Source organism: Gordonia sp. OPL2, assembly GCF_003797825.1.
Classification (GTDB): domain Bacteria; phylum Actinomycetota; class Actinomycetes; order Mycobacteriales; family Mycobacteriaceae; genus Gordonia.
This window is the reverse complement of record NZ_RKME01000013.1, coordinates 88,128-107,982: the sequence shown is the minus strand read 5'-3', so window position 1 is coordinate 107,982 and position 19,855 is coordinate 88,128. Positions and strand designations below refer to the sequence as shown.

Annotated in this window: 19 protein-coding genes; 16 read left to right on the top strand and 3 right to left on the bottom strand. The window is 67.6% G+C overall.

Annotated elements, in window-relative coordinates; genetic code table 11:
• Positions 1-162 precede the first annotated feature (162 nt).
• Entirely contained in the window at positions 163-1,767 is a 1,605-nt protein-coding gene (locus EEB19_RS14485) for an AMP-binding protein (protein ID WP_187587386.1), read from the top strand.
• Between the two features lie 112 nt (positions 1,768-1,879).
• Here EEB19_RS14485 and EEB19_RS14480 read toward each other — a convergent pair whose 3' ends face one another.
• On the bottom strand, positions 1,880-3,304 hold the full coding sequence (locus EEB19_RS14480; protein ID WP_187587384.1) for an APC family permease: 1,425 nt from the start codon (positions 3,302-3,304) through the stop codon (positions 1,880-1,882).
• Between the two features lie 268 nt (positions 3,305-3,572).
• On the opposite strand from EEB19_RS14480, the gene EEB19_RS14475 reads away from it, so the two are divergent.
• From EEB19_RS14475 to EEB19_RS14460, 4 genes are all read left to right on the top strand, one after another.
• Positions 3,573-4,319, top strand: a complete 747-nt coding sequence (locus EEB19_RS14475; RefSeq protein ID WP_187587382.1) for a phosphoglyceromutase — start codon at positions 3,573-3,575, stop codon at positions 4,317-4,319.
• Positions 4,320-4,393: 74 nt separating this feature from the next.
• Positions 4,394-4,726, top strand: a complete 333-nt coding sequence (locus EEB19_RS14470; RefSeq protein WP_187587380.1) for a GNAT family N-acetyltransferase — start codon at positions 4,394-4,396, stop codon at positions 4,724-4,726.
• A gap of 151 nt (positions 4,727-4,877) precedes the next feature.
• Positions 4,878-6,293, top strand: coding sequence for a cell wall metabolism sensor histidine kinase WalK (locus EEB19_RS14465; protein ID WP_222929943.1), 1,416 nt, complete (start codon positions 4,878-4,880; stop codon positions 6,291-6,293).
• Between the two features lie 20 nt (positions 6,294-6,313).
• Positions 6,314-7,000, top strand: coding sequence for a response regulator transcription factor (locus tag EEB19_RS14460; RefSeq protein WP_187587378.1), 687 nt, complete (start codon positions 6,314-6,316; stop codon positions 6,998-7,000).
• 195 nt (positions 7,001-7,195) lie between these two features.
• Here EEB19_RS14460 and EEB19_RS14455 read toward each other — a convergent pair whose 3' ends face one another.
• Positions 7,196-8,023 carry a hypothetical protein gene (locus EEB19_RS14455; RefSeq protein WP_187587459.1) on the bottom strand — a complete coding sequence of 276 codons (828 nt, stop codon included), beginning with the start codon at positions 8,021-8,023 and terminating at the stop codon, positions 7,196-7,198.
• 146 nt (positions 8,024-8,169) lie between these two features.
• On the opposite strand from EEB19_RS14455, the gene EEB19_RS14450 reads away from it, so the two are divergent.
• The 10 genes from EEB19_RS14450 (at position 8,170) to EEB19_RS14405 (ending at position 18,213) form a co-directional block, all read left to right on the top strand.
• On the top strand, positions 8,170-9,156 hold the full coding sequence (locus EEB19_RS14450) for a Ppx/GppA phosphatase family protein (protein ID WP_187587376.1): 987 nt from the start codon (positions 8,170-8,172) through the stop codon (positions 9,154-9,156).
• A 79-nt stretch (positions 9,157-9,235) separates the two neighbouring features.
• The gene (locus EEB19_RS14445) at positions 9,236-10,810 is read left to right on the top strand and encodes a hypothetical protein (protein WP_187587374.1); all 1,575 of its coding nucleotides are present in this window, start codon (positions 9,236-9,238) and stop codon (positions 10,808-10,810) included.
• 9 nt (positions 10,811-10,819) lie between these two features.
• Positions 10,820-11,737, top strand: coding sequence for a sugar phosphate isomerase/epimerase (locus EEB19_RS14440; protein ID WP_187587372.1), 918 nt, complete (start codon positions 10,820-10,822; stop codon positions 11,735-11,737).
• A 54-nt stretch (positions 11,738-11,791) separates the two neighbouring features.
• Positions 11,792-12,649, top strand: a complete 858-nt coding sequence (locus tag EEB19_RS14435) for a thioesterase family protein (protein WP_187587370.1) — start codon at positions 11,792-11,794, stop codon at positions 12,647-12,649.
• Positions 12,650-12,715: 66 nt separating this feature from the next.
• On the top strand, positions 12,716-13,576 hold the full coding sequence (gene proC / locus EEB19_RS14430) for a pyrroline-5-carboxylate reductase (protein ID WP_187587368.1): 861 nt from the start codon (positions 12,716-12,718) through the stop codon (positions 13,574-13,576).
• 188 nt (positions 13,577-13,764) lie between these two features.
• Positions 13,765-13,998 carry a helix-turn-helix domain-containing protein gene (locus EEB19_RS14425; RefSeq protein ID WP_161061838.1) on the top strand — a complete coding sequence of 78 codons (234 nt, stop codon included), beginning with the start codon at positions 13,765-13,767 and terminating at the stop codon, positions 13,996-13,998.
• Positions 13,999-14,211: 213 nt separating this feature from the next.
• The gene (locus tag EEB19_RS14420) at positions 14,212-14,313 is read left to right on the top strand and encodes an AURKAIP1/COX24 domain-containing protein (protein ID WP_003402602.1); all 102 of its coding nucleotides are present in this window, start codon (positions 14,212-14,214) and stop codon (positions 14,311-14,313) included.
• 164 nt (positions 14,314-14,477) lie between these two features.
• Positions 14,478-15,533, top strand: a complete 1,056-nt coding sequence (locus EEB19_RS14415; protein WP_187587366.1) for an NAD-dependent epimerase/dehydratase family protein — start codon at positions 14,478-14,480, stop codon at positions 15,531-15,533.
• Between the two features lie 160 nt (positions 15,534-15,693).
• A complete protein-coding gene (locus EEB19_RS14410; protein ID WP_187587364.1) occupies positions 15,694-16,902 on the top strand; it encodes a lysophospholipid acyltransferase family protein in 1,209 nt (402 codons plus the stop codon).
• A gap of 147 nt (positions 16,903-17,049) precedes the next feature.
• Positions 17,050-18,213, top strand: a complete 1,164-nt coding sequence (locus EEB19_RS14405) for a zinc-binding dehydrogenase (protein WP_187587362.1) — start codon at positions 17,050-17,052, stop codon at positions 18,211-18,213.
• Between the two features lie 35 nt (positions 18,214-18,248).
• Here EEB19_RS14405 and EEB19_RS14400 read toward each other — a convergent pair whose 3' ends face one another.
• On the bottom strand, positions 18,249-19,316 hold the full coding sequence (locus tag EEB19_RS14400) for an HAD family phosphatase (RefSeq protein WP_262365675.1): 1,068 nt from the start codon (positions 19,314-19,316) through the stop codon (positions 18,249-18,251).
• A 254-nt stretch (positions 19,317-19,570) separates the two neighbouring features.
• Between EEB19_RS14400 and EEB19_RS14395 the strand changes: the two genes are divergently transcribed.
• Positions 19,571-19,828, top strand: coding sequence for a glutaredoxin family protein (locus tag EEB19_RS14395; RefSeq protein WP_187587358.1), 258 nt, complete (start codon positions 19,571-19,573; stop codon positions 19,826-19,828).
• The last annotated feature ends 27 nt before the right edge of the window (positions 19,829-19,855 follow it).

Below are 19,855 nucleotides of genomic sequence, written 5' to 3'. Positions count from 1 at the left end.
TTTTCGCGCAGTCGGGGGTTCGGGTGAGTACCGCCACGTAGAGTGGTGCGCTGTCGAGGCAGAATCCGATTCGCGTGAATCGGACGATGCGGACATGTGTTCAGGTCAATCGTGACAACGCGTGTTGCTACGATTCTCCTGGAGTCCCCCAACGGAGGTGTCATGAGCTTCACGAGTCCTTTTCCCGATGTCGAGATCCCGAATGTGAGTGTCTACGACTTCCTGTTCGGTTCGATCAGCGATGCCGATCTCGATCGGGTCGCGCTGGTCGATCCGAAGTCCGGTGACGAGACGACCTACGGGCGGTTGATCGGACAGATCCATGCGGCGGCCGGCGCCTTGGCCGCGCGTGGCATCGCGGTGGGGGACGTGGTGGGGGTCCTGTCCCCGAACATCCCGGCGTTCGCGACGGTCTTCCACGGCATCCTGCGGGCGGGCGGCACGGCCACCACGATCAATGCGTTGTTCACCGCGCCGGAGATCGCGAAGCAGCTGACGGACTCGAAGGCGAAGATGCTGATCACCATCTCGCCGATGTTCGAGCAGGCCGCGGCCGCGGCCAAGGAGGTCGGGATCTCCGACGAGAACCTCATCGTGCTCGACGGTGAGGGCCAGAAGGCGACCGGCCATCCCAATGCCGTCGACCTGCTGGGCCCGAATCTCCCGGCACCGGAGGTCACGATCGACCCGGCAACCCATGTCGCGGCGCTGCCGTACAGCTCCGGCACCACGGGCAACCCGAAGGGTGTCGCGCTCAGCCACCGCAACCTGGTCGCCAACGTCGCCCAGATCAAGCCGCTGCAGGGGATGACTCCCGATGACGTGGTGATCGCGGTGCTCCCGTTCTTCCACATCTACGGGATGACGGTGCTGCTCAACGCCGCGCTCTACAACCGCGGCCGGCTGGTCATCATGCCGCGCTTCGACCTCGTCGAGTTCCTGGAGAACATCCAGAATTACAAGGTCACCAGCGCCTACATCGCGCCGCCGGTCGCGGTCGCGCTGGCCAAGCACCCCATCGTCGACAACTACGACCTGTCGTCGCTGCACACGATGATGTCGGGTGCGGCGCCGCTGGACGACGAGCTGGGCAAGGCGGTTGCCAAGCGGCTGAACCTGCACATGCTGCAGGGGTACGGCATGAGCGAGTTGTCGCCGGTCAGTCACCTCATCCCGTTCGACACCCAGGCTGCACTGGGCCGCGAGGACCCGCCGCTGTCGTCGACCGGCTGGGCGATCCCCAACTCGGAGAACAAGATCGTCGATCCGGCCAGCGGCGCCGAGATCGACCTGCCGTCCGAGGGGCTCTCCGAGCCCGGTGAGCTGTGGGTGAAGGGGCCGAACGTGATGCTCGGATACCTGAACAACGAGCAGGCCACCGCCGACACCATCGATGCCGACGGTTACCTGCACACCGGCGACATGGCACAGGTCGACCCGACCGGCTGCGTCTACATCGTCGACCGGCTCAAGGAACTCATCAAGTACAAGGGCTACCAGGTGCCGCCGGCCGAACTCGAGGCCCTGCTGCTGACCCACCCGAAGATCGCCGACACCGCGGTCATCGGTGTCAACGACGATGAGGGCGAGGAGATCCCGAAGGCCTTCGTCGTCGCCCAGGCCGACACCGACCTGACCGCCGAGGAGGTCATCGAGTTCGTCGCGGCCAAGGTCGCCCCGCACAAGAAGGTCCGCGCCGTCGAGTTCATCGACGCCATCCCCAAATCGGCGTCGGGCAAGATCCTGCGAAAGGATCTGCGGAAGTAGCCTCGGACGCAGGTGGTCTCGATACGCCGGTTCGCCTGGCGGCTCGCGGGCTACTCGACCAGCGGGGAACAGATCTCGCTGGTCGAGTAGCCCGAGTGCGTATCGAGACCCGTCAGTTCACCTCTTCGAGATGTCCCTCCGGGATGTGTCGACGCCGGTGGTGCCAGTACGTCAGCGCCCACAGGATCACGCCCAGCAACAGGAGCCATCCGGCGATCACGTACTGCTCCGTGTCGCGGCCGGTGACCGGCAGCGTCAGGTAGCCGCACGTCACCGCGCCCAGTACGGCGACGGGCGTCCAGGTGCGGAAATGCTTGTGCTGCACCGGCTTGCGGCGGAGCACGAGGACCGAGATGTTCACCACGGTGAACACGGCGAGGAGTAGCAGCGCGGTGGTGCCGCCGAGCAGACCGACGACCGAACTCTCCGGGTCCGCGCTGACGTACACGAGCAGGCACAGGGCGATGACGGTGGTGAAGATGATCGCCGCGACGGGTGTCCGACGACCCGGGTGGACGTAGGAGAGGAAGCCCGGCAGCACGCCCTGCTTGGACATGCCATAGAGCAACCGGCTGGCCATCATCATGTTGATGAGCGCGGTGTTGGCGACGGCGAACATCGAGATCCACGGCAGCAGTTCACCGATCGGGAAGTCGGGGGCGGCGGCCTGCACCACGTCGACGAGCGGCGTCTCACTCTCGGCGAGAACGCCGACCGGCACGATCGCCACCGCGCAGATCGAGATCAGCACGTACACCACCGCGGTGATCGCCAATCCGCTCAGCATCACCTTGGGGAAGATGCGGACCGGCTCCTTGCACTCCTCGGCCATGTTCACCGAGTCCTCGAATCCGACGAGCGCGAAGAACGCCAGGGACGTCGCCGCCGTGATCGCGATGAAGACGTTCTTGTCGTCGGGGGTCTCGAAGGCCACCACCGCATCCCAGTGATCGGCGTTGCCGCCGACGATGAACCAGTAACCGATGAAGATCACCATCAGCAGACCGGACAACTCGACCAGGGTGAGCACCACGTTGATGCCCACGCCCTCGGCGACGCCACGGAAGTTGATGAACATGACCACCAGGAGGAAGGCAATGGCGAAGAAGAGCAGTGCCGGACTGGTGGTGTCGGGCTTGTCGCCGCCGCTGAACGCGGTCAGCATGTTCACCGCGAACGCCCGGGAGGCCGTCGTCGCCGACGTGATGCCCGAGCACATCACCGTGAACAGCACGATGAACGTGATGAAGTGGACGCCGAACGCCTTGTGGACATAGAGGGCCGCGCCCGCGGCCTGCGGGTACTTCGTCACCAACTCGAGATACGAGAAGGCGGTCAGCGTCGCGACGGCGAAGGCGATCAGGAACGGGACCCACGCGGCGCCGCCGACCTCACCGGCCACCTGGCCGGTGAGCGCGTACACGCCGGTGCCCAGGATGTCGCCGATGATGAAGAGCAGCAGCAGCTTCCATCCGAGGACGCGTCTGAGTTCGGGTTGGTCGGTACTCGGCGCACCGGCCTCAGGGGTGGCTGTCATGGATCAACGCTAGACCCAGAATGTCCGGTATGTGAGATAAACGCACCGGATCGAGACCGTGTGTGCAGGCACTGATTCGCCGACCGGGCCCAGATTCTCGCCGACCGTGTCGGCGAATCCCGCTGACAGTGCTCACCGGCGCCGCGGATCGGCCCCGTCGCGTCGGCGCTGTCGCCGGCCCGGGCTCGGTCGGCGGGAGGGCCGACTCGGCGGGGGTGACGGCTGTGCAGGGGAGAAGCCGCGACCCATCTGTGCAAAACTTTGTGGCATGAGCAACGGCACCTTGATTCTGATGCGGCACGGCGAGAGCGAGTGGAACGCGTCGAACCAGTTCACCGGCTGGGTCGACGTCGCGCTCACCGAGAAGGGCGAGGCCGAGGCGGTCCGCGCGGGCGAACTGCTCGTCGAGCACGACGTCCTGCCCGACATCCTGTACACGTCGTTGCTCCGACGGGCCATCCAGACCGCGCAGATCGCACTGGACAAGGCCGATCGCCATTGGATTCCGGTGACCCGCGACTGGCGACTCAACGAGCGTCACTACGGCGCCCTGCAGGGACTCAACAAGGCGGACACCCTCGAGAAGTACGGCCAGGAGCAGTTCATGCTCTGGCGCCGCAGCTACGACGTCCCGCCGCCGCCGATCGAGCGCGACGCCGAGTACAGCCAGTCCGACGACCCGCGGTACGCCGACCTGGCCGAGGTCCCGCTGACAGAATGTCTCAAGGATGTCGTCGCCCGGATGATCCCGTACTTCACCGAGACCATCGCCGCCGACATCCGGGCCGGCAAGACGGTGCTCGTCGCGGCGCACGGCAACTCGTTGCGGGCGCTGGTCAAGCACCTCGACGACATCTCCGACGCCGACATCGCCGGCCTCAACATCCCCACCGGCAATCCGCTGCGCTACGACCTCGACGAGAACCTCAAGCCGCTCAACCCGGGTGGCACCTACCTCGATCCGGAAGCGGCCGCGGCCGGGGCGGCGGCCGTCGCCGCGCAGGGGCAGAAGTGACCCCCGGGTCGCGGGTGCACCTGTAACACAATCGTCATGGTGCCGAAGGTGTGACGCGCGCTACATTGGATGCCATGGCGGATGTCGGGATTCTGAGAATCAACCATTCCCCAGCTCAGGAGCGTTACGAAGCGATATTGAGCTCGGATTCGACTGCCGACGGGAGCGGCGACGAGGAGACTGTCGGATATCTCGACTATGTCTCGGAGCCCTATCAGGTCGTTCTCACCCATACCGTGATCCGCGAGCAGTTCAGCGGTCACGGATATGCGGGCCAGCTCGTCCGTGTCGTGCTCGACGACATCCGAACGACGGGCAAGCAGGTGGTCCCGGTCTGCTCGTATGTCCAACGGTTCATCTCGCAGAACCCGGAGTATGCCGACATGGCGGTTCCCGTTCCGCAGTGAGGGCGTCGGACCGGGTCCGGGGAGCCGCCGTTTCCCCCGCGTAGCACCGTCGTGTCGCAACCGTGTCCGGTTGGCCGAACAGTGCGTGAACACCCGCGGAACAATGGCGACGAACGTGCAGTGCGCGTTTGTCGAGCCGTAAGCTGCCATTGTGACCGTTGCACTGGTTTTCGCGGCGATCGCGCTCGCATTGTTCTGCGGGGTCCTCCTGGGACTCGGCTGGCACGGACGCGGCTGGAGTGCCTGGCACGTGCGGAGATCGGTGTCCCCGGCCGACGCACGTGTGTCGCAGTCGACCTCTGTCCCGGTCACCACCGACTTGGTCGCGAGCCGGTTGAACCAGGCGAACGCGCCCCGCGAGGTCGCCGAGGCCGCCGAATTGCGCGACTCCGATGTCACCGTGACCACCGACGACGGCCGGATGACCAAGGCGGGGCTGCTCAGCCTCATCGTGCGCAACAGTGAGTCGGCGGTCGCCGTCGTCGATCAGTTCCGTGACGTCGTCCTCTACAACCATCAGGCCGTCGAGATGGGTGTGGTCCGTGACCGCCTGCTCGCCGACGAGGTGTGGGACGCCGCGAAGGAGGTGCTCGACACCGAGGTCGAGGCCCGCTTCGAGTTCAGTCCGCCGCAGTCGTCCCTGGGCTTCATCTCCACCGGACGCACCACCGCGCGCCACTTCGAGTCGGTGCGCTGCCTGATCCGCCTGGTCGCGCACGACGACGAGCGTTATGCCGTCGTCTACGGCGTCGACGACACCGAACACAGTCGCGTCGAGGCGACCCGTCGCGACTTCGTGGCCAACGTGTCCCACGAACTCAAGACCCCGGTCGGTGCGATCGGACTGCTCACCGAGGCCCTGCTGGAATCCGCCGACGACCACGAATCCGTCGAGCACTTCGGCCGTCGGGTGCTGACCGAGGCCGATCGGCTCGGCAACATGGTCAGCGAGCTCATCGCGCTGTCCCGGTTGCAAGGTGGCGAGACGTCGGCGTTCACGACCGTCGACGTCGACGAACTCGTGTCCGAGGCCATCGACACGGCCACCACCTCTGCGGAGGCCGTCGGGATCACCCTCAAGGCCGACATGCCGGCCGGGCTGACCGTGCGCGGCGACCGTGTGCTGCTGCTGACCGCGTTGAGCAACCTCGTCGTCAACGCGATCGCGTATTCGTCGGAGAACACCACCGTCTCGATCAGTCGCCGCGTCGCCACCGTCGACGGCCGCCCGATGGTCGCGATCGCTGTCACCGACCGCGGGATCGGGATCGCGCAGGAGGACCAGGAGCGCGTCTTCGAACGGTTCTTCCGCGTGGACAAGGCTCGCTCACGACGCACCGGCGGCACCGGGCTCGGTCTCGCGATCGTCAAACACGTCGCCGCCAATCACGGTGGCACGATCGGGCTCTGGAGCAAGCCCGGCACCGGCTCGACCTTCACCCTCTGCATCCCGCAGGACCTGACCCCCGACGTCGTCGACCCCGACGACTCCGGTATCGCCGACACCCACCCGGGTGCGGCCACCGACCGTGTTCCGCTGCATCAGTCCGCGGCGGAACGTCCCTGACTACCAAAGGAATCCCATCGGTGACGCACGTACTTATCGTCGAGGACGAGGAATCCCTGGCCGACCCGCTCGCCTTCCTGCTCCGCAAGGAAGGGTTCGAGGCCAGCGTCGTCAACGACGGTGCCCAGGCGCTGTCGGCCTTCGATCGGGTGAGCCCCGACATCGTCCTCCTCGACCTGATGCTGCCGGGCATGTCCGGAACCGAGATCTGCAAGTCGCTACGGGCGCGCTCGGGCGTGCCGGTGATCATGGTGACCGCCCGGGACAGCGAGATCGACAAGGTCGTCGGCCTCGAACTCGGTGCCGATGACTACGTCACCAAGCCGTACTCCGCCCGCGAACTGATCGCTCGCATCCGGGCCGTCCTGCGCCGCGGCGGCGAGGCCGCCGAGGAGGAACTCGCGATCGGGGTCCTCGAGGAGGGGCCGGTGCGGATGGACGTGGAGCGCCACACCGTCGCCGTCAACGGCGACGCGATCACCTTGCCGCTCAAGGAGTTCGACCTGCTCGAGTACCTGCTCCGCAACTCCGGACGCGTCCTGACCCGCGGTCAGCTGATCGATCGGGTGTGGGGCGCCGACTATGTCGGCGACACCAAGACGCTCGACGTCCACGTGAAGCGGTTGCGCTCCAAGATCGAACCCGACCCCGGCAACCCCAAACACCTCGTCACCGTCCGCGGCCTGGGCTACAAGTACGAACCGTAAGAGAGGCACTCAAGGCCACCAGCACGGAGGCTGACTGTGCCCTGTTTTGCGCCGACTGTGCCCGGCCTTCAGTGCAACGCCGGCCGATCGCGCAAGTCCCGGGCACAGTCGGCGCAAAACAGGGCACAGTCAGCGCGAAAGGCCTCCGTGCTGGTGGCGTTGGGAGGTTGGCTTCCGACGGCCTGACCCCGAGCGCTACTCGTCCATCAACTCGTACTTGATGTCGGTCTCGCGGCGGGTGGTGGCGGCAGTCGTCGCCGGATGGACGGCGATGAGCCCCAGGCCGTTTCGACGACGGCACGCGGCGGCGAGGACGTCGTAGGCGGGTTGGCCGATCAGTTCGACGAGTTCCGGGGCGTACGACTCCCACACCTGGGTGGCGCCGACGTGCGCGTCGGGTGAACCGGAGCAGTACCACTTCAGGTCGTGCCCGCCCTCGCCCCAGCCGCGACGGTCGAACTCGGTGATCGTCGTGCGCAGCACCTCGGTGCCGTCGGGCCGCTCGACCCAATCCTGTTCGCGCCGAACGGGCAATTGCCAGCAGACCTCGGGCTTCACGGTCAGCGGTTCGATGCCGCGGCGCAGTGCCATCGAGTGCAACGCGCAGCCGGTTCCGCCGGCGAACCCTGGGCGGTTCAGGAAGATGCACGCGCCCTTGTACTTTCGCGTCTTGAGTGCGGGCTCGTCGTCGAGGTCGCCCTCCTCGAGGTAGCCACGCGGACCGAGCGGGTCCTTGCCGGAGCCCTTCTTGTAGTACTGCCAGTCGTCCTCGGTCAGCATCGCCATGGCCTTCGCCAGCTTCTTGCGATCGTCCTTGTCCGACAGATAGGCGCCGTGACTGCAGCATCCGTCGCTCTCGCGACCCTCGATGATGCCCTGGCACGCGGGGGTGCCGAAGACGCAGGTCCAGTGCGACAGCAGCCACGTCAGATCCGCGTTGATCACATGTTCGGAATCGGCCGGATCGGCGAATTCGTACCATTCGCGAGGGAAATCCAGATCGACCTCCGGCGCAGGTGTCATGCGCTCGGGTGCCTGTCGCGGGGCTTCTGTGCGGGTCACACTCTCAACGGTAACCGCCGTCGGCGAAGTCGCACGGCGGCGGGCGATCGCGTCGGAATTCCACTCCGCGTGCCGAGAACCCCATGCACGGACTAGCCTTGGAGAACGTGCGTCTAGGAGTGCTCGACGTGGGCAGCAACACTGTCCACCTGCTGGTGGTCGATGCTCATCGCGGTGGTCATCCCACCCCCATGAGTTCCACGAAATCCGTGCTTCGGCTCGCCGAGCAGATCGATGAGCGCGGTCGGCTCTCCGATCGCGCGGCGGCCAAGCTGATCGAATCGGTGGACGAGTTCACCCACATCGCGTCGACGTCGGGTTGCGAACAGATCATGGCGTTCGCGACGTCCGCGGTCCGCGACGCGAGCAACAGCGACGAGGTACTGGCCGCGGTCGCGGACAAGACCGGCGTCCAGGTGGCGGTGTTGTCGGGACGTGACGAGGCCCGGCTCACGTCGCTGGCGGTGCGCCGCTGGTACGGCTGGAGCGCCGGTCGCATCCTCGCTCTCGACATCGGTGGCGGGTCGCTCGAGATGTCGAACGGCGTCGACGAGGAACCCGACTCGGCGTTGTCGCTGCCGCTCGGTGCGGGCCGTTTGACCCGGGAGTGGTTACCGGGGGATCCGCCGGACCGTCGTCGTGTCGCCGTCTTGCGCGACTGGCTCGACGCGGAGTTGCGGCCGGCCGCGAAGGCGCTGATCGAGCCCGGTCGTCCCGACCTCGCCGTCGGCACGTCGAAGACCTTCCGCAGTCTGGCCCGCCTCACCGGCGCCGCCCCGTCGAGCGCGGGCCCACGGGTGCAACGGCAGCTCACCACCAATGGTCTGCGACAGCTCATCTCCTTCATCTCCCGGATGACGCGCGACGACCGGGCCGAACTCGAGGGTGTCAGCGCCGACCGCGCTGGTCAGCTCGTCGCCGGTGCTCTGGTGGCGGAGGCGGCCATGCGCGCACTGGCAGTCGATACACTTGAGATCTGTCCGTGGGCGCTGCGCGAAGGCGTCATCCTGCGCCGGCTCGACTCCGAGCCGGTACAGGCCGCCGAGGCCGTCGGAATTGAGACGGTCGGAACCGGATCATCGGGAACCGGGTGACCCGGCCGCGGCGTTGGATGAGCTGACACAGGTCCCGCGTGGGGGCGGGTTTTGATCTCGAGGACGGAGAGCGCACTCTATGGCCAACGAATCGGAGACGGGCGGGCAAGGACGACGCGGGTCGGATGCACCCGATTCCCGGCCTATTTCGGTCTCGGAGTTGTTGGCGCGCAGCCGTGAGCAGGGCGACGCGGGCGCCGGGACACCACGTGAGGGCCGCGGGCGCCGTCGGGTGGGACGTGAGGGATCGGTTTCGGTCTCGGAACTGACCGGCGAGATCCCGCGCGTGCAGTCGGCCGAACCGGCGACCGGACCCGACACGTCCCGACCGTCCGATGCGACGACACGCTCGGCCCCGGACCCCACCTCGGCACGCCCGACGACGGGCCCGACCACACCTGTCGGCCGCCCCAGCGGCGACACCGGCGCGTTCCCGCGTTCGGCCAATCCCGTCGCACGGCGATACGCCGACGACCGGCCCATCGCGGACCGTCCCGCCACGGCTCCCGGCCGTGGTCCGGCCGACGGCGCACGACCGTTCGGTGAACCGCAGGCGCGTCCTACCTCGAGTGGCATGCCCGGCTACGCGCAGCCGGCGACCCGTGACTTCAGTTCGTCGGCGGTCGCCGGCCGGATGGCCGACGACGCGAACGCCAACGCGGTGACCGGAATCATCCCCGTCGTCGGCGATCAGGACGCAGACGGTCTGGCCGTCGTCGAATCCGACGATGTCGATCTGGCCGATCTGTCGGCGCCGGCCACCGATCCCACCTCCGACACCGGCGCTCGGCCGACCAGCGGCTTCGCCGAGGTGATGGACGACGACTTCGAGGCGTACCGCAATTTCGCCGACGTCGAGGACGACGAACCCGAGCCCAAGAAGCGACGCTTCGGCGGCTGGCGCAAGAAGAAGGCCGACCGGACCGCACGACCGGCGGCCGCCCGCCTGCGGGAGAACCTGGACGAATCGGACGAGACCGCGCCCGTCCCGGTACCTCCGGTACCCACCACGTCCGTCTTCGCCGCGCCGGTCGGACCGAGCCCGGCACCCGACGAGTCGCCCACCGGCGATGTGTCCGACGCGCTCGTCGACGACGCCGCCACCGACACCACCGCCGCCGACAACGACGTCGACACCGCTGCCGATGAGGTGCAAGTGCCGCCGACGACCGGTGACGCGACGGCCACGGATCCCGCAGGTCTCGCGGTCCCCACCGACCGCACCCTCGACGCCGACGACCTCACCAGTACGTCCGTCGACGACGCAGCCACCGCGCCGGCCACCGACGAGGCACCTGTCACGGCCCGGCCCGAGCCGGTCGCCGACGATCCCGCGCCGACCGTCGCTGCACCCGAGGTCGACACCGAGGCGTCGGAACATCCCGGCCGGGAGTTCTCGCCCGTGGTCGCGTGGCTGTTCATCATCGGGCAGGCCCTCGCCGGGCTGGCCGTCGGTGTCGGGCTCTTCTGGGGCTTCACCGAGCTGTGGAAGTGGAACGTCTACTTCGCGCTGGTGCTCGCGGTGCTGGTGATCTTCGGCATTGTCACCTTCGCCCACCTGGTGCGGCGGACCAAGGACCTGACCACCACGTTGCTGGCACTCGGCGTCGGTCTGATCGTCACGATCGGTCCACTCGTGCTGCTGGCGACCTAGTCGCGGCCCGTGACCGCACCTGCGCCCGGCGCGCCACACGATGCGCCCGACATCCCGATCGGTCTGTCGACGGCGTCGGTGTACCCGCAGAACACCGAGGCGGCCTTCGCCTACGCGGCCGAACTCGGGTTCGACGGCGTCGAACTGATGGTGTGGGGTGAGCCGGTCAGCCAGGACATCGCCCACGTCGAGTACCTGTCGGAGCGCTACCAGGTTCCGGTGCTGTCCATCCACGCGCCGTGTCTGCTGATCTCCCAACGGGTCTGGGGTCGAGACCCGCTGGTCAAGCTGGCCCGATCGGTGCAGGCCGCCGAGGATCTCGGCGCCTCGACCGTCGTCGTGCATCCGCCGTTCCGCTGGCAGCGCGCCTACGTCGCCGGGTTCGACGACATGGTCGCCGAACTCGAGGAGGACAGCGGCATCGCGATCGCGGTGGAGAACATGTTCCCCATGCGTGCCGACCGCCTCTTCGGGGCCGGGCAGCGATCCGCGCGGCGGCTCCTCGACCGCGGCGGACCGGGACTGGCGGCGTCGGCGTTCGGGAAATCGATCGACCCGACCGACGACGGCTATGCGCACTACACCCTCGACCTGTCGCACACCGCGACCGCGGGCGCCGACGCCCTGGCCATGTTCGAGCGCATGGGCTCGTCCCTGTCTCACCTGCACCTGGCCGACGGCGACGGGGCCGCGACCGACGAGCATCTGCTGCCCGGCGACGGCAATCAGCCCTGCGCCGAGGTGTGCCGTCGGCTCGCGCAGAGCGACTTCCCCGGTGCGGTTGTGTTGGAGGTCACCACCAGCGGCGCCCGCACCAAACCCGAGCGCAGTGCACTGCTGGGTCGTTCGCTAGATTTTGCTCGCCAGCACCTCGCCCGGGGACTGGGGACCGACGATCCCGGGCGGGTTCGATCAGAACGTGGCTGAGAGCGCCGGCGTCGCCCGTCACGCGCCTCCCACGACGCAACCAAGAGCGGAACGATGACCCGAAAGCTTGACGACGTACGCATCCTCACCGAGGTGTCGCGATCCGGATCGGACCGCATCACCTATCGCGCGGTGATCGATCCCGTGTTCACCATCGGGCCGAAGGTGCACGGCGGCAGCCTGCAGATGGTCGTCGCCGCAGCCGCCGAACGCGCACTCACCGAACTGACCCCGTCGTCGGATCCCGCCGACGACCACGACGCGCCCAAGATCCCGGTCGCCATCGCCAGCGACTACCTGCATGCGCCGGACGCCGCCGAGGTCGACCTCGAGGTCCTCGTCCGCAAACGCGGCCGGACCGTCACCGTGATGACCGTGGACGCTGTGCAGAACGGGCGGACGACGGTGTCGTCGTCGATCACGTGCGCACGGCCGGATACCGGTGCGCCACACCATTCGTCGCCGACCGTGCTCGACGGCACGCCCGCCGAACCGCCCGCCGACGGGATCGCGCTCGACGACTCACCCGTCGCCGAGGTCAACCACCTCGGTCCGGCGATGGACCTCGTGCTCGACGCCGCGACGTTCCCGATCGTGCGCGGGGAGACCGGTGAGCCGGTGGTCCGTGGATGGGCGCGACCGAAGAGTGGCGACCCCGACACGGGGTTCGCCGTCCTCGTGTGCGACATCTCGCCCCCGGTGGTGATGAACCTGGCGCTGTTCGGCTGGGCACCGACGGTCCAGCTGACGACCTATGTGCGACGACATCCCGCGCCGGGCTGGTTGCGATTCGCCGCCACGAGCACCGAGGTGGGCCCCGGGATGTTCGAAGAGGATCACGTCGTGATGGACTCGACCGGAACGATTGTCGCGCAGTCGCGGCAGCTGGCCCTCATCCCGCAGCGGTCCTGACCTGCGTCCGGCGATCGCCGCGACCTCGACCGAGACCCCTCGACTCTGAAAGAAAGGCACTCACCCGTGACCGAACGCATCGCCATCGTCGGCGGAGGCAAGATCGGCGAGGCACTGCTGGCCGGCCTGATCCAGTCCGGCAAGCAGACCAAGGACCTCGTCGTCGCCGAGAAGATGCCGAAGCGGGCCAAGGAGATCGCCGACGAGTACGGCGTCCTGGTCACCGACGTGACGTCGGCTGCCGAGGGTGCGCAGTACGTCTTCCTCGCCACGAAACCCGACGACGTCGACGCCGTGCTGCGTCAGCTCTCCGGGGCCGACGACGACGCGGAGTCCGAGCGGGTGACCGTCACCCTGGTTGCCGGTATCCCGATCTCCCGATACGAGAACGCCCTGCAGGCCGGGTCGCCGGTCGTGCGTGTCATGCCGAACACGCCGATGCTGGTCAACGAGGCCATGTCCGCAGTGTCGGCGGGACGCTACGTCGACGAGGACCAGCTCGCCGCGGTGGTGCGGTTGCTCGAGTCCGTCGGCAAGGTCGCCGTGGTCCCCGAGAAGCACATGGACGCCGTCACCGCGATCTCGGGCTCCGGGCCGGCCTACGTGTTCCTCATGGCCGAATCGATGATCGACGCCGGGGTGGCGCTGGGTCTCACCCGCGCGCAGGCATCCGAACTCGCTGTTCAGACGGTCAAGGGCGCCGGCCTGCTCCTCAGTGAGTCGGGACTGTCCCCGGTCGACCTGCGTGCTGCCGTCACCTCTCCGGGTGGCACGACGGCCGCCGCAATCCGCGAGTTCGAGGCCAACGGCTTCCGGCACGGCGTGTACCAGGCAACTCGTGCCTGCGCGGCTGCGAGCGCCAAGTCAGGGCATCGACCAGACGTTGAGGGTTTGAAGGGTAGCCGGAGCGACACGGACACCCCATGATTTGTGGTCGAAGGCCATGAAAACCCCAGCATGTTGGGGTCCTCGCCACTTTCGGCGCAATTTCCACACAACTCACGTCGCTTTTTTCACATCAGCCACGCTAAGCTCCTTTAAGCACGTGCGTGTCTGATGTCCGCCGGAGGGGAAGCCGGCGGCCGCGACGCGTGCTCCGGAGGTATGAGTAATTCATGGCACCTGCAGAAAAGCCTGGTGACAGGACCGGCGCGGTGAGCAATGCGGCCTCGGGCTCGCAGTTCCTCACGGTCGCCGAGGTCGCATCGCTGATGCGCGTCTCGAAGATGACGGTGTACCGGCTCGTGCACAGCGGTGAACTGCCGGCCGTGCGCGTGGGCCGCTCGTTCCGGGTGCATGCCAAGGCCGTGCACGACTACCTGGAGACCTCGTACTTCGACGTCGGCTGACCTAGCCCCGACTCGTTCGACTCCCTCGACCGTCCACCCGCGTGGTGTGACCGGGCGGGGGAGTCGTGGCATTTCGGCAGCCGGATTTCGCCTGCTCCACACCGACCGGTAATGTGGGAGGTCGCGTGCTGATGCCCCCGCGTTGCGTCACGCACCGGCTGGGCACACCAGAGCAATCAGTAGAAACCGCGTCAACCGTGAGGAAGCACCCAAATGGGTTCAGTGATCAAGAAGCGTCGCAAGCGCATGTCGAAGAAGAAGCACCGCAAGCTGCTGCGGCGGACCCGGGTGCAGCGTCGTAAACTCGGCAAATAGTCGACGCGCGGCGCACCGACGTCGAGAAGAACCCGCCTCGTGGCGGGTTCTTCGTGTTTCCGGGGAGCGATGGCTGCACTCGGCTGACCGCCCGGGTCTCCTGCAGCAGGGTGTTGACCGCCGTCACCGGGCGAACCCTCCCACCTCCCGGTTAGCCTGGGGACATGTCTGACGAGACCGCTGCAGCGACCCCTCGGACGGTACTGGTGACCGGTGCCTCCACGTTCCTGGGCGGCTATCTCGTCGCGCGACTCGCCGCGAACCCGGCCATCGAGCGGGTCCTCGCCGTCGACTCCCGCGTCCCGCGCAAGGACCTCATGCGCCGCATGGGCCGTGCCGAGTTCCTGCGCCTGGACATCCGACGGCCCGCGATCGCCAAGGCCATCGCCGGCTACGAGGTCGACACCGTCGTTCACGCGGCGACCTCGATCATGGACACCGCGCCGCACTCGTCGGCGATCAAGGAGTTCAACGTCGTGGGCGCGATGCAGGTGTGTGCGGCCTGCCAGCGCAGTCCATCGGTCAAGCGGCTCATCCTACGGTCGACGGCGATGGTCTACGGCGCCAGCGCGCACGACCCGTCCCACTTCGCGGAGGAGACCCCCGCCCGGCGCGAGCCGAAGCGCGGCTACGGTCGCGATCTGCTCGACATCGAGGGCTATGTCCGCGGGCTGGCCCGACGTCGTCAGGACATCGACGTCACGACCGTCCGTCTTCAGGCGATCCTCGGTCCGAGGATCAACACCCGGATGGGTTCGTACCTGTCGCTGCCGATCGTGCCCACCGTGATCGGGTATCAGCCGCGACTGCAGTTCCTGCACGAGGAGGACGCGCTGGCCGCGATGGAGCACGTGACCCTCGCGGGCAAGACCGGCACCTTCAACGTCGCCGGTGAGGGCGTGGTCAGTCTGACCCAGGCGATCCGGCGTATCGGGCACATCGAACTCCCGGTACCGAGCAGCCTGCTGGCGCCGATCACCGGCGTGTTCCAAGATCTGCGGTCGGCCAAGCTTCGATCGAGCCAGACCGAATACCTCACGTACGGAAGGGTTCTCGACACCACGCGGATGCGCTCGGAGCTGGGTTTCGCGCCGCGGTTCTCGACCGCGGAAACCGTCGACGACTTCATCGAGCGGGGCGGCTCGTCGGCGGTCATAGAGCCGGATTCATGGCGTTCACTCGAACGAAGAGTCGTCGCCACCGCGCATCAATTGCAATGAAATCAACATCAGTGAATCTGATTCGGCATGTCGGCGTGAGATGAGGCACAATCGAGCGCAACGCAAATCCAACCTTTAGACTTGGACGACAGACCCACTGGCGGATCCCGCGTAGCATCGTTCGTGTTGCCCGTGGCCGACGTGGTGATCAATCCATCAAATGGACGCAGGGGTGAGAAGCTTGGCAGGTGGCGGCGTGACCGACGCACGTACCGCGAAGGTGATCCAGCTCTATGCGACTCCCGGCGGTGACGCGCAGGCGTCCGGCAGCCGTCGTGCATCGCGGGATCAGGGCCGCCGACGACATCCCAGTCAGCAGCCAGGTGCGGCCGCGAATTCCCCTGCGGCGCAGCGCAATCCGGGGGATTCTGGACAGCTCGGTCATCCCAACACCGACGGTTTCGGTCGCCCGCCCGCGGCGGTGACGCCGATCAGCGACGACGTCCGGCTCCCCGCGGAGACGCTCGGCGTCGAACATCTCGGACCCTCGCGGTCCAGTCCGCTGTTCTCGCTGTCGGGACTCCGCGGTGCGGTCGCCGACTCGCTGACCGCGACCGCCGGATTCATCCGGGAGCGGATGACCGGGGAGTACGAGGTCGACGAGTTCGGTTTCGACCCGCACTTCACCGAGTCGGTGTGGTTCCCCGCGGTCCGGCAGGTGTACGAGAAATGGTTCCGGGTCGAGGTGACCGGCATCGAGAATCTTCCCGTCGAGGGCGGTGCCCTGCTTGTTGCCAACCACGCGGGCACCATCCCGGTCGACGCGATCATGACCTCCCTCGCGGTCCGCGACAATCATCCGACGAATCGTTACCTCCGAGTCCTGGCCGCGGACATGGCATTTGACACGCCGGGCGTGAGTGAGGTGGCGCGACGCATCGGTGCGACCCTGGCATGCAACAACGACGCGGATCGGCTGCTGCGTGCCGGCGAGCTCACCGCGGTGTGGCCCGAGGGATACAAGGGGATCGGCAAGCTCTACAAGGACCGCTACAAGCTGCAGCGATTCGGTCGGGGCGGATTCGTGACCACCGCGCTGCGCAATGCCGCGCCGATCATCCCCGTCTCGATCGTCGGGTCTGAGGAGATCTACCCGATGCTCGCCGACCTCAAGCCCCTGGCGAAGATCCTGGGCCTGCCCTATTTCCCGGTCACACCCATCTTCCCGTGGCTCGGGCCGCTCGGCGTGGTCCCACTGCCGTCGAAGTGGCACATCCACTTCGGCCGCCCCATCGAGACAGGCTCGTTCGACGAGTCCTCCGCCGACGACCCGATGGTCGTCTTCGACCTCACCGACCACGTGCGCGAGGAGATCCAGCAGACGCTGTTCCGGATGCTCAGTCGTCGCGGTAGCGTCTACTTCGGCTGAGCGGGAAACCGACATCGGCCCGCTCGCGGGACCGCGTCTTCGTGTGCCTGCTCCCTGAGGGGCGAGCGCAGCGTGCGTGTGCCTGTTCCCTGAGGGGCGAGCGCAGCGAGCGTCACGAAGGGCACGAACGGTCACGAGGGGGGACACGTGAGAGCAGTGGCATGCCGGGACGGGCAACTCGAGGTCGTCGACCTCCCGACACCCACACCGGGGCGGGGGCAGGTCCTCATCCGGGTGACCCGGGCAGGCATCTGCGGCTCGGATCTGCACGCCCGCACCCACTGCGACGAGAGTGCTGCGGTCGCCGACGAGGTCGGCTACGACGCGTTCATGCGGTCGTCGGAATCCGTCGTCATGGGGCATGAGTTCACCGGGGACGTCGTCTCTTACGGACCGGACTGTCGTCGACGATGGGCCCCGGGTACCCCGGTCGTCTCGGTGCCGATGATCAAGCACGGCGACGACGCCCACCTCACCGGACTGTCGGCCCGGGCGCCCGGCGCCTACGCGGATCTGCTCCTCGTGTCCGAGGATCTGACCATGCCCGTACCCGACGGGTTGTCGGCGGACCTCGCCGCGCTGACCGAACCGATGGCCGTCGCCCACCACGCCGTTCGGCGCGGCGAGGTCGGCAAGCGTGACGTGGCCGTCGTCATCGGCTGCGGGCCGATCGGTCTCGCGGTGATCCTCATGCTGAAGGCGGCCGGGGTCCGGTCGGTCGTCGCCGCCGACCTGTCGGCAGGACGCCGTGACCTCGCCCGCCGGTGCGGCGCCGATGTCGTCGTCGACCCGACGACCGATTCGCCGTGGGAGGCGACGACACAGAAGCGGCGCTATGTCACCCAGGCGTCCGGACTGTTCGACACCGCGTTCGCTGCCATGCACGAGTTGCAGCGCATCCCGGGTGTGCCGTGGGCGAAGGTGATGCGGGTCGCCGAGCGGGTCGGCGCGACCCCGCAGGGTCCGGTGGTCTTCGAGTGCGTCGGCGTGCCCGGGATCATCGAGGACATCGTCTCGCACGCCCCGTTCCGGTCACGTGTCGTCGTGGTCGGCGTCTGCATGCAGCCCGACACGTTCCGTCCCGCCATGACGATCAACAAGGAGATCGAACTGCGCTTCGTGTTCGCCTATGACCCAGGCGAATTCCACGACACGCTGCACATGATCGCCGACGGGAAGGTGGACCCCGGTCCGTTGATCACCGCCACGATCGGGCTCGGCGGGGTGGTCGCCGCCTTCGATGCCCTCTCCTCCGCCGAGCACCACGCCAAGGTGCTCATCGATCCGACCTCCGACGTCGTCGACCTCTGAAGGCCGCTGCACATGTGAGTCCGGCCGGCCCCGCGTCAGCCCCGGTGCTGCCGGAACAGCCGGGTGGCCGTCGCCGCGCCGGCACCTGCCGCCCCGAGGACGAGGGCCGTCGTCGCGCCGTACTTCGCGGCCTTGCGGGCTGTGCGGAAGTCGTACATCTCCCAGCCGCGCACCTTGGCGACGTCGCGTAGATCCGCATCGGGATTGATGGCGACCGCCGTGCCGACCAGCGACAGCATCGGCACATCGTTGTGCGAGTCCGAATAGGCGGTGCAACGCTTGAGATTCAGCCCCTCACGGATGGCCAGCGCACGGACCGCATGCGCCTTGCCCGGACCGTGCAGGATATCGCCGACGAGACGCCCGGTGAACACGCCGTCGACGCTCTCCGCGACGGTCCCGAGCGCACCGGTGAGTCCGAGACGCTCGGCGATCGTCTGCGCGAGTTCGACCGGCGTCGCCGTCACCAGCCACACCTGCTGCCCCGCGTCGAGGTGTCGCTGCGCCAAAGCCCTTGTGCCAGGCCAGATCTTCTCGGCGATGTACTCGTCGTAGATCTCCTCGCCGAGCTCGACGAGTTCCGAGGTCCGACGACCCGCGATGAACGACAGCGCCTTCTCGCGCCCCTCGGCGACGTCGTCGGCGTTCTCTTTGCCGGTGATCTGGAACTTGGCCTGCGTCCACGCGAAGTCGAGGATGTCGCCGTAGGTGAAGTACTTGTGCGCGGCCAGACCGCGCGCGAAGTGGATGATCGACGCCCCCTGCACCAGGGTGTTGTCCACGTCGAAGAACGCGGCAGCGGTGAGATCCCTTGGCACGTCGGTGGGTTCGACGTCGTCGGACGGCCGCGACCGCAGCGAGTCGACGGCGGCCTTCGCGCTGGCCTCGCCGGCGAGGCTCTGCCGTAGCTCGTGCGCGGTCTGGCGGAACCGTCCGCTGGTGGCGCGGGCGCGCTCGGAGATCCAGGTGGTGACGCGGGACGCCTCTTCGTCGTCGGAGTCGGCATCGTCGGCATCGTCGTCGCCGCCATCCGGGTCGATCGCATCGGCGTGCGCTTCCCAGTCCTCGCCGTCGATCACGTCGACGCCCGGAGTGGTGTCCACCCCGTCGTCGGTTCCCGCGCGCCCGACTCCTGCCGAACCGTCGTCGACGAGGTCCTCGGGGCGCTCGCCCGTCTGATCGGGCCGGTCAGCATCACCGGAGCCAGAGACCTCCTCGGCCACGGCTCACCTCCACTCGCTCGTCCCGTGCCGGAACTCCACACTATCGACGACGAGCCTAGTCGGCACCGATTGCGAGGGGTGACACACTGATCCGCGGACCACGCCCCGGCCGTGCGGACACGAAGGAGGCAGCCATGCCCACGGTGACCCTGCTCACCCGCGCGGAATGCGCGGCATGCGCCGCCGCCCGCGCCGACCTCACCCGGATCTGCGCCGACCTCGGCACGGACTTCGACGAGGTCGATGTCGACCGAGCCGCCGCCGACGGCGACCCCGCCCTCCGGGTCGAATTCGGCGATCGACTGCCGGTGGTCCTGCTCGACGACGACGAACACAGCTACTGGGAAGTGGATGAGGAACGCCTGCGCGCGGACCTGACGACCCGGGGGTGAACACGTTCTCGGGCGGTATACCCTGAC